Annotated in this window: 5 protein-coding genes and 2 pseudogenes; 5 read left to right on the top strand and 2 right to left on the bottom strand. The window is 45.5% G+C overall.

Annotated features, from left to right (window positions below):
* On the top strand, positions 1–1,000 hold a 1,000-nt coding region (locus BN93_RS03735; protein ID WP_084768676.1), incomplete at its 5' end, for a complex I subunit 4 family protein.
* Between the two features lie 12 nt (positions 1,001–1,012).
* Positions 1,013–2,482 carry an NADH-quinone oxidoreductase subunit N gene (locus BN93_RS03730; protein ID WP_044259704.1) on the top strand — a complete coding sequence of 490 codons (1,470 nt, stop codon included), beginning with the start codon at positions 1,013–1,015 and terminating at the stop codon, positions 2,480–2,482.
* A 468-nt stretch (positions 2,483–2,950) separates the two neighbouring features.
* On the opposite strand, the gene BN93_RS03725 is transcribed toward BN93_RS03730, so the two are convergent.
* Entirely contained in the window at positions 2,951–3,403 is a 453-nt protein-coding gene (locus BN93_RS03725; protein WP_009230150.1) for a cupin domain-containing protein, read from the bottom strand.
* A gap of 243 nt (positions 3,404–3,646) precedes the next feature.
* On the opposite strand from BN93_RS03725, the gene BN93_RS03720 reads away from it, so the two are divergent.
* A complete protein-coding gene (locus BN93_RS03720) occupies positions 3,647–4,015 on the top strand; it encodes a winged helix-turn-helix transcriptional regulator (RefSeq protein ID WP_019187013.1) in 369 nt (122 codons plus the stop codon).
* Positions 4,016–5,477: 1,462 nt separating this feature from the next.
* Here BN93_RS03720 and BN93_RS03715 read toward each other — a convergent pair.
* Positions 5,478–6,137: pseudogene (locus tag BN93_RS03715) on the bottom strand (DUF5036 family protein); the annotation flags it as partial.
* A gap of 459 nt (positions 6,138–6,596) precedes the next feature.
* Here BN93_RS03715 and BN93_RS03710 point away from each other — a divergent pair.
* Complete coding sequence (locus BN93_RS03710; RefSeq protein WP_019187010.1) at positions 6,597–8,480, top strand: beta-galactosidase; 1,884 nt, start codon at positions 6,597–6,599, stop codon at positions 8,478–8,480.
* 284 nt (positions 8,481–8,764) lie between these two features.
* Positions 8,765–9,164, top strand: a pseudogene (locus tag BN93_RS03705) (serine acetyltransferase); the annotation flags it as partial.

Genomic DNA, 9,164 nt, shown 5'->3' with positions numbered 1-9,164 from the left:
TGCTTATGGTGGTTCGGCTTTGCTCATCATCGGCATCATCGGCATCTACTTCTTCAGTGGTGCAACCACGATGAACATCCTCGAATTGCAAGCCCTGCACAACATTCCAGAGAGCGTACAAAAGGTGCTTTTCCCCTTCGTATTCATCGGATTCGGTGTGCTTGGCGCGCTATTCCCCTTCCACACATGGTCGCCCGACGGTCATGCATCGGCTCCAACAGCCGTGTCTATGCTCCATGCGGGCGTACTGATGAAACTTGGAGGCTATGGATGTTTCCGCATTGCCATCGTGCTTTTGCCCGAAGCGGCCCATCAGCTATCATGGATTTTCATCATCCTCACCACCATTTCCGTGGTATATGGTGCCTTCTCGGCCTGCGTGCAAACCGACTTGAAGTACATTAACGCCTACTCTTCGGTGTCGCACTGTGGCTTGGTGCTCTTCGCCCTGCTCATGATGACACAGACTTCGTGCACGGGAGCCATCTTGCAGATGCTCTCTCACGGACTGATGACGGCCCTTTTCTTTGCCCTTATCGGCATGATTTACGGCCGTACACACACGCGCGACATCCGTCAGCTGGGCGGATTGATGAAGATTATGCCCTTCCTCAGCGTGGGTTATGTCATTGCCGGTTTGGCCAACTTGGGCTTGCCTGGTTTCTCTGGTTTCGTTGCCGAGATGACCATCTTCGTGGGTTCGTTCCAAAACAACGACGTATTCCACCGCACAGCCACCATCATTGCCTGTACCGCAATCGTTATCACGGCGGTCTACATCCTGCGTGTTGTGGGTAAGATACTCTTTGGCAAGGTTGCCGACCCCCATTACGAGCAACTCACCGACGCCACCTGGGACGAACGTTTCGCCGTTGGTTGCCTCATCTTCTGCGTTGCAGGCCTTGGCCTTGCACCGCTTTGGGCAAGCAACATCATCAGCGACACGCTAGGTCCGATTATCGACCACATCAACAACGTAACCGCAATAGCATCACTTTAAACGTTTCGTACAATGAATTTAGATTATAGTCAGTTTTTCCACATGATGCCCGAGGTTACCTTGATGGCCATGTTGGTGATTGTCTTTATCATAGATTTCGCCACAGCTCATAAAGCCCCCATCGTGATAACCGACGATAAGACGACACCTTCGCCACGTCCTTGGTTCAATCCTTTGGTGTGCGCATTCATGCTGATACATATTCTTCTGAACTGTTGTCCCACCGAACCAGCCACAGCCTTTGGCGGAATGTATGCCACCACGCCCATGATTGGTGTGTTGAAAACCATTCTGGCCTTCGGAACGCTCATCGTTTTCATACAGGCACGCACGTGGCTTTCACGTCCCGACAGCACTTTTAAGGAAGGCGAATTTTATATGCTCATCATTTCAACACTGCTTGGAATGAACATGATGGTAAGCGCCGACCACTTCTTGCTCTTCTTCTTAGGGCTCGAAATGGCATCCGTGCCTATGGCTTGCTTGGTGGCATTCGACAAGTATCGCCACAATTCGGCCGAGGCTGGTGCCAAGTTCATCCTCACCGCAACCTTTTCAAGCGGCGTGATGCTCTATGGCCTCACCTTCATCTATGCCGATGCAGGTTCGCTTTACTTCAACGAAGTGTCTCAACACCTATCGGCCACGCCCATGACGGTTATGGGAATGGTGTTCTTCTTCAGCGGATTGGGCTTTAAAATTTCGCTTGTGCCCTTCCACTTCTGGACAGCCGACACCTACCAAGGTGCGCCAACAACCATCACGGGCTATCTCTCCGTGGTGTCTAAGGGTGCAGCAGCCTTTGCGCTTTGCTCTATCCTGATGCACGTTTTCGGTGTATTGTTAGAACAATGGCAATATCTTCTCGGCATTGTCATTGTGTTGAGTATCACCATTGCCAACCTTTTCGCCATACGTCAAACCGAACTTAAACGTTTCATGGCGTTCAGTTCTATTTCGCAAGCAGGATATATCATGCTCGCCGTGATGGGCGATTCGGGTATGGGCGTAACCGCTCTCACCTATTATATATTGGTGTATGTGGTGGCCAACATGAGTGTTTTCACCATCATCAGTGCCATCGAAGAGCGCAACAACGGCGTAACCGACATGGATGCCTACAACGGACTCTACTCCACCAACCCCAAGTTGGCCTTCCTTATGACGTTGGCCCTCTTCTCGCTTGGTGGCATTCCGCCCTTTGCAGGTATGTTTAGCAAGTTCTTCGTGTTTATGGCCGCCCTCGAACAGGGCAGCGCTTGGGCTTATTTAATTGTGTTCATCGCGTTGATTAACACCGTTATCAGCCTTTACTACTACTTGCTCATCGTTAAGGCGATGTACATCAACAAGAGCGAAAACCCGTTGCCAGCCTTCAAAAGCGACTGCAACACGCGCTTGGCCTTAGCCATCTGCACCCTAGGCGTTGCACTCTTCGGTGTTTGCAGCTACGTGTACGACTGGATTTTCGCCGCCTTGTAAACCCTACGAACCATCTTGCCCACGAGGATAACACACTTATCCACCAAGGGCACACAAGTAATAAAGCCCCGAAAGCGTTATGCTTTCGGGGCTTTTTCTCGTTAAACGCGGGCATTACTAGATAATACATGCCCATCCACAACACCTAAATGCGCAATGGCACTGCACTTCGTCAACACTTACTTTGCATCTCGCACCAACCCACAAGTTGTTTAACATAAGGCAATACCGATTGCCCTAATGGCGATAAGCGATATACACCGCTTGACTTCTCAACAAGATGGTCTTCCATCAAGATACGAACAGCAGATGCTACCTGCTGATGCTTCATCCCTACTATACCCCAACAAAGTTGCTCCATTGAACCCGACACGCGCTCTGCTAGAACAAGTAACACCCATAAAGCATCTAATCCGCAAAGCCTTGAAAGGACATTGCGGATTGGACATGTAGGAAATTGCGGGTCGATTACCATGTTAGCTTATCGCCAAGTATCACACCATCCCCAGCAGGAGAATCGTTCTCGCCAAAGCTATCGGCCTTGTATTGTATGCAAAGCATCAGCATCTCGCCCTCACCAGTGTTCTTTAAGGCGCGCTTACCCGCTGGCGCAACACGAACGATGCTACCTTCCGACACGGGGAACACCTCGCCATCAACCTGATACTCGCCCTCGCCTTTAAGAATAAAGTACAGTTCTTCGTGAGTTTTATGCGTATGAAGGAAACCACTATCCTGACCAGGAACCAGCGTTTGGAACGACACTTCGCTACCTGTTGCCTGCAATGCCTGGCCCACAAACACCTTTCCAGGTATTTCAATGTCGCCCAAAGGCAGTACATAATCCTTCACTTCGCTTAACTTACCGATGTTCACTGCTGTGAAATTCTTACCTTCTGTTGTTGTCTTTACAGTCTTCATAATCTTTATTGTATAATTAATTTTGTGTTTAATCGTCATTGTTCTGACGATGCAAAGGTATTCACAATCAATGGCTCGCACAAGTAGGCACAATAAGGTGAGTCAGTTACCTTGAAGTAAGTAATGCTGAAATATATCGAGTTATGTCTTTAAGTTTTAGCACTGTTTAACAATAAACAGACAAGCATTGCAAAGGATAATAGTTACTTTTGTGCAGTAATACAACTTAAAAACCCTATTAACATGAACAGAACAGAAATACGTGACGCACTTTATCCCGATTGTCCCATCCGAAATATACTATCGCGAGTGGGTGATAAGTGGTCGATGTTGGTGCTTTTCACCTTAGAAACAAATGGCAACCTGCGTTTCAAGGAGTTGCAACGCAACATTCCCGACATATCCCAAAAGATGCTCACGGCTACTTTAAAGATGCTCGAAGGCGATGCACTTATTACCCGCGTTGCTTTTCCCGAAGTTCCGCCACGCGTAGAGTACTCGCTATCAGAAAAAGGAAAGAGCCTACTTCCACACATTAGCAACCTACTTGCGTGGGCAACCGAACACATGGGTGAGATTATTGAGTCGCGCCAACGTTATCTTTTAAAGTAAGGAAAGCGTTTAAAGGTGAAAGAGTGAAAAAAAGAAAAGGTGAAAGAATGGATACGCCCATCAACTTATCAACTTGTACACTCATTGAAAACGTCTTGACTTATAATATTCCAATAAATTGAGAGGAGTCTGTTATCTCTGTGATGCCAACACAAGATAAGCACTCCTCTCATATACGAAATGCACGGCAAATCAACTCACTGGCGTATAAACTCGTGAAAACCCAACAACTCCCTAACACATCAACTCACCAACTCATAAACTCATCAACTCACTAACTCACTAACTCAAAAACTTAAATTCCTGTCTTTTATTTTACAAAGTCGTTCTAATTTTCACTCCGTTCTAGCGAAAAAATCGGTCATAAAGTAGGTAAAAATCCACTATTTCTAGCTCTTCACACATCTCGTTTTGTCTATTTTTAAAACCAAAACCTGCATTTAGCACCATTTTGCCTTTCTATTTTGGTTGCCAACTCGTAATTTTTCATGCCCAAATACTTGCTTTTAGCCCCTAAAACGCCACTTTTTAATGGCTATTTTGCCCTTTTCAGCCATGTTTTCAACAACTCTAAAAGATATTATTTATACCATTACGATGTATTTTTATTCTTTTCGCCTCGCATTTAGCAGCATTTTGCACTGCATTTAGCATCAAAACGCACTGCGTTTAGCACCAAAACGCACTGCATTTAGCATCAAAACGCACTGCGTTTAGCACCAAATTACAGTGCTTTTAGCAGCAAATAGCCCAAAAGCTGGTACAAATGGCGGTCATTTTAAATAAAAATTCATTTTGTCGTATTCACGGGTTACCCCCTTTTTGCATCAAATCCAACCTTCGCGAGAATCGATTTTTTGCGGCAAGGTGAACAATCGGTGGACAAAATGGGCACTCAGAATGTTAAATTCTCTACTAAAAATTAGACAATAAAAACGATTATGCCACGTACAAGCGCATGGACAACAATATGGAAAGCACGTACACTTACTACCGCCAGTGCGAGCGGCTGCAGGCCAAACATTAAAAGTGAGGACAACTTCGTAATTTAAGCTATGTATGGCGAGGGCGAGATTTACTTTTAAGTTAAATTGAAAAAATCAAGAAAACTAATATACCTTAAACATTCCTAGTTTACAGTAAGATTATCTAATTTATTCTAGAAGAGTGTTACCTTCGGGAAATTTAACCCAAATCCAACATTAGAGCCTATGCTGATTTTGTTTGATTGTTAAGCATAAGGTCTGTTTTATTCTTGAAGTCTTAGCGAGCTACGTCAAGAGAATAAAACAGGCAAGATGCCGACAAGCAAACGAAAGACGAACAGGAAGCGATGCATACAACTTAAAATAATTGACAAGCAGTCTAATGCCCAATTGGGGTTTAACAAAAAACTGGTACGAACACCAAGACAGTATTCATACCAGTTAAAGATACGGAGTATTTTCTACATCAACTATAATTAACTGACAACATAGAAAAGCACTTTTGTGCATATACTCCCTTGTCTGATATATAAGTCAAATTCCTCCCTCCTAGAAGAACCATCGCTCCAATAATTTGGTTTAATTATAAGCTTACCATCGTTTATTTGAATATCGAAAATGTTACCGATAGATTTTATTTTTTCTCCTTCACAATATTCCGCACCTTTTGGCACGGGGATTTCTATTTTGCTACCAGCAGTATTCACCATACTTCCAATAACACTTCCTTTTGCAGGAAGAGTTCTAGAAGACACTTTAGACTTCACAAACTTAACAACAGCTCCTTTGGTCACGCCATTTTCCTTGATAGGCTCTTCCACTCTTAGTTTATAAAAGTCTGTTTCCAATGGGACGGCAAATGTTCCAGAAGGAAATTCTATTAAATCGGCATTCCTGAAAAAATGGTAACTGTGATTATATTGTACCGCAGCCGTCCGAACTCTGTTTTCCAAGTCGGCTTGCCACTTCGTATTTGACAAGGAAGTATTGCCAGCATCAACAATACACCAATAGCCATACTCCGACGTAAAATTACCCGCGTTGTCAATATAATATCCAGTACTCTCAAACAACGTTTTACCATTATCCTCATTCATCATGTTGAGGGTTGTGCTAAACACTTCCGACTCTTCATCGTCATTCTTGCTACTACATCCTGCTAAAAAATAGAAGTAGCATTAACGGCATAAGTTTAAGCAATTTATCCATAATATAAGTTTTTAGTTGATAAAGTTATTGTTGGATATTTGCAAATATACGAAGAAATTAATTTTCAACAAAGAAATACTTCACCTTTTTGAGATTCCGCAAATGTTCCGTTATATTTCTTACAGGCGCGACAGAGTTATATATAATTAATCCACACATAACCACATCGAGTTAAAAGCACATCATGCCCATCATTTGTTTAGTTACGCAACACCTTGCCACTCGTTAAATTTATCTAAACCTCCATTATATTAGTTCTCATCTACCAATCTTTTGTTATTTTTGTACCGATTATCGCCAATGCCCGTACTACGAGCCACGCGATGCCGCAAGAAGACAATGAACTAAAACCGAAACCCGATATTTTTTCTAACTAGAATAGACAGATGAAACATCTTAAATTCTTGGCCGTGGCAGCCTTGATGTTGCTTGCTGCAACTAATGCCGAGGCCAAACAAAACAAGCAAACAAAAACTACGCGTAACACTTTCGCCATCGCCGATGGCCAATTCGTTTACAACGGTAAACCCATGCAATTGCATTCAGGCGAGATGCACTATGCCCGCGTGCCTGCCCCTTATTGGCGTCACCGAATGAAAATGATGAAGGCAATGGGCTTGAACGCTGTTGCCACATACGTGTTTTGGAACTATCACGAAACAGAACCTGGCAAGTGGGACTGGAAAACGGGAAACCGCAACCTGCGACAGTTTGTTAAGACGGCTGCCGAAGAAGATATGCTGGTTATTCTAAGGCCTGGTCCCTATTGCTGTGCAGAATGGGAGTTTGACGGCTACCCTTGGTGGCTGTCTAAGGCTAAGGGCTTGGTGATACGCGCCGACAATCAGCCGTTCCTCGACTCATGCCGTGTTTACATCAACCAATTGGCCTCGCAGATGCGCGACTTGCAGATAACCAAGGGCGGACCAATCATTATGGTGCAGGCCGAAAACGTGTTCGGTTCGTATGTAGCACAACGCAAAGACATCCCCTTAGAAACCCATCGTGCTTATAGTGCCAAGATTAAGCAACAATTGCTTGATGCCGGTTTCGATGTTCCCTTGTTCACATCAGACGGAAGTTGGCTTTTCAAGGGCGGTACGATAGAAGGCGCACTGCCAACGGCCAACGGAGAAAGCGACATCGAAAAACTTAAAAAGGTGGTAAACGAATATAATGGCGGCAAAGGTCCGTACATGGTAGCCGAGTTCTATCCTGGGTGGCTGTCGCATTGGGCAGAACCTTTCCCACAAGTAAGCACCGAGTCGATAGTGAAACAAACCGCCAAGTATCTTGAAAACGGCATTAGTTTCAACTATTATATGGTGCATGGCGGAACAAACTTCGGCTTTACGTCGGGTGCCAACTACACCACCGCCACCAACTTACAGCCCGACCTCACCTCGTACGACTACGATGCACCCATCAGCGAGGCTGGTTGGAACACGCCTAAGTATGATGCGTTACGCACATTGATGATAAAGAACGTTAAGTATAACGTGCCTGACGTGCCCCAACGCATTCCCGTTATAGCCATTCCCAACATCAAGCTGAACAAAAGTACCGACGTGTTGAACCTCCTTACCAAGGGTAAAGCCGTTGAAAGCGATACGCCCCTTACCTTTGAAGACCTGAACCAAGGGCATGGCTACGTGCTATACAGAAGACACTTTAACCAACCCATCGGCGGAATGCTGAAAGTTGCCGGTTTGGCCGACTACGCTTTGGTTTACGTAAACGGCCAGAAGGTGGGCGAACTAGACCGCGTTAGCGATGTAGACAGCATCGAAATAAACGTTCCGTTCAACGGCGTGCTCGACATTTTGGTTGAAAACATGGGCCGAATAAACTACGGCGCACGCATCACCCAAAGCATCAAGGGCATTAACGGACCTGTGGTCATCGACGGAAACGAGATAACGGGCAACTGGCAGATGTACAAACTGCCCATGAACGATGCTCCCGACCTTAACGCCTTGCCTACGGCCAACAACAAGGGGCTGCCTACACTCTATTCGGGAACGTTCAACCTAGACACCACTGGCGACACTTTCCTTAACATGGAGACATGGGGTAAGGGCATCGTATTTGTTAACGGCATTAACCTTGGCCGCTATTGGAAACGCGGACCGCAACAAACGCTCTACCTTCCCGGTTGTTTCTTAAAGAAGGGCGAAAACAAGATTGTGGTGTTCGAACAGCAAAACGACACGCCTCAGACAAGCGTTGCCGGACAAACCACACCCATATTGCAAAAGTTGGTGAAGTAAACGGCACGCCCCGAAAGCTATTTTAACAGGGCGCATCGTGCGTATCTTTTACCACTATAATAACGAAAATGCGTGAGTTCGACGGGTTCGAGCTCACGCATTTCCTTATCAGCGGTCAAGTAGTTGCACATTTTAATATAAATTTCGGCCTTAATCTGTTGACAAATGATAAATTATTGCTACTTTTGCACTAAATAGGCTGTGTTCGCAAAGGCCACACAAGCATGTCTTGCAGGCATTAGCGTAAACGCCACACATACATCTACATTGACATAACAACATTGATGACCACTGCCGACTTAACGCGCACGCTGACCCATATCGCGGAAGAGCTTTCGGATGCCAAGGCATTGAAAGGCATTTTTCACCAACACAAGGATGGAAACCCTATCCCTTCGGGAGAGGTTCTCAAAAAGATTGTGGACCTGTTGCGTGCCATTATCTTCCCCGGATATTACGGCAAGTCTACCGTTAACTCGCGCACCATCAAGTTTCATGTTGGTGTTAATGTAGAAAAACTCAACCAACTTCTTACCGACCAGATACAGGCAGGCCTGTGCTTTGCCAGCTGCGACGGCTGCGATGCAAGCGACACCGCCACCGACATGCGCTGCACAGCCGAAGAAATGTCGATAGACCTGATTAAAAGGCTGCCTGCCGTGCGCCAAATGCTGGCTGCCGACG

This window comes from Prevotella conceptionensis 9403948, from assembly GCF_000312305.1.
Lineage (GTDB): Bacteria > Bacteroidota > Bacteroidia > Bacteroidales > Bacteroidaceae > Prevotella > Prevotella conceptionensis.
Note: the sequence above shows the minus strand (reverse complement) of the source record. Positions and strands in the feature narration are given on the sequence as shown.

Bases quoted from the DNA above. Each gene is read 5' to 3' on its own strand.
- BN93_RS03730 (WP_044259704.1), top strand. From the start codon at position 1,013: ATGAATTTAGATTATAGTCAGTTTTTCCACATGATGCCCGAGGTTACC.
- BN93_RS03725 (WP_009230150.1), bottom strand. From the start codon at position 3,403: ATGAAGACTGTAAAGACAACAACAGAAGGTAAGAATTTCACAGCAGTG.
- BN93_RS03720 (WP_019187013.1), top strand. From the start codon at position 3,647: ATGAACAGAACAGAAATACGTGACGCACTTTATCCCGATTGTCCCATC.
- BN93_RS03710 (WP_019187010.1), top strand. From the start codon at position 6,597: ATGAAACATCTTAAATTCTTGGCCGTGGCAGCCTTGATGTTGCTTGCT.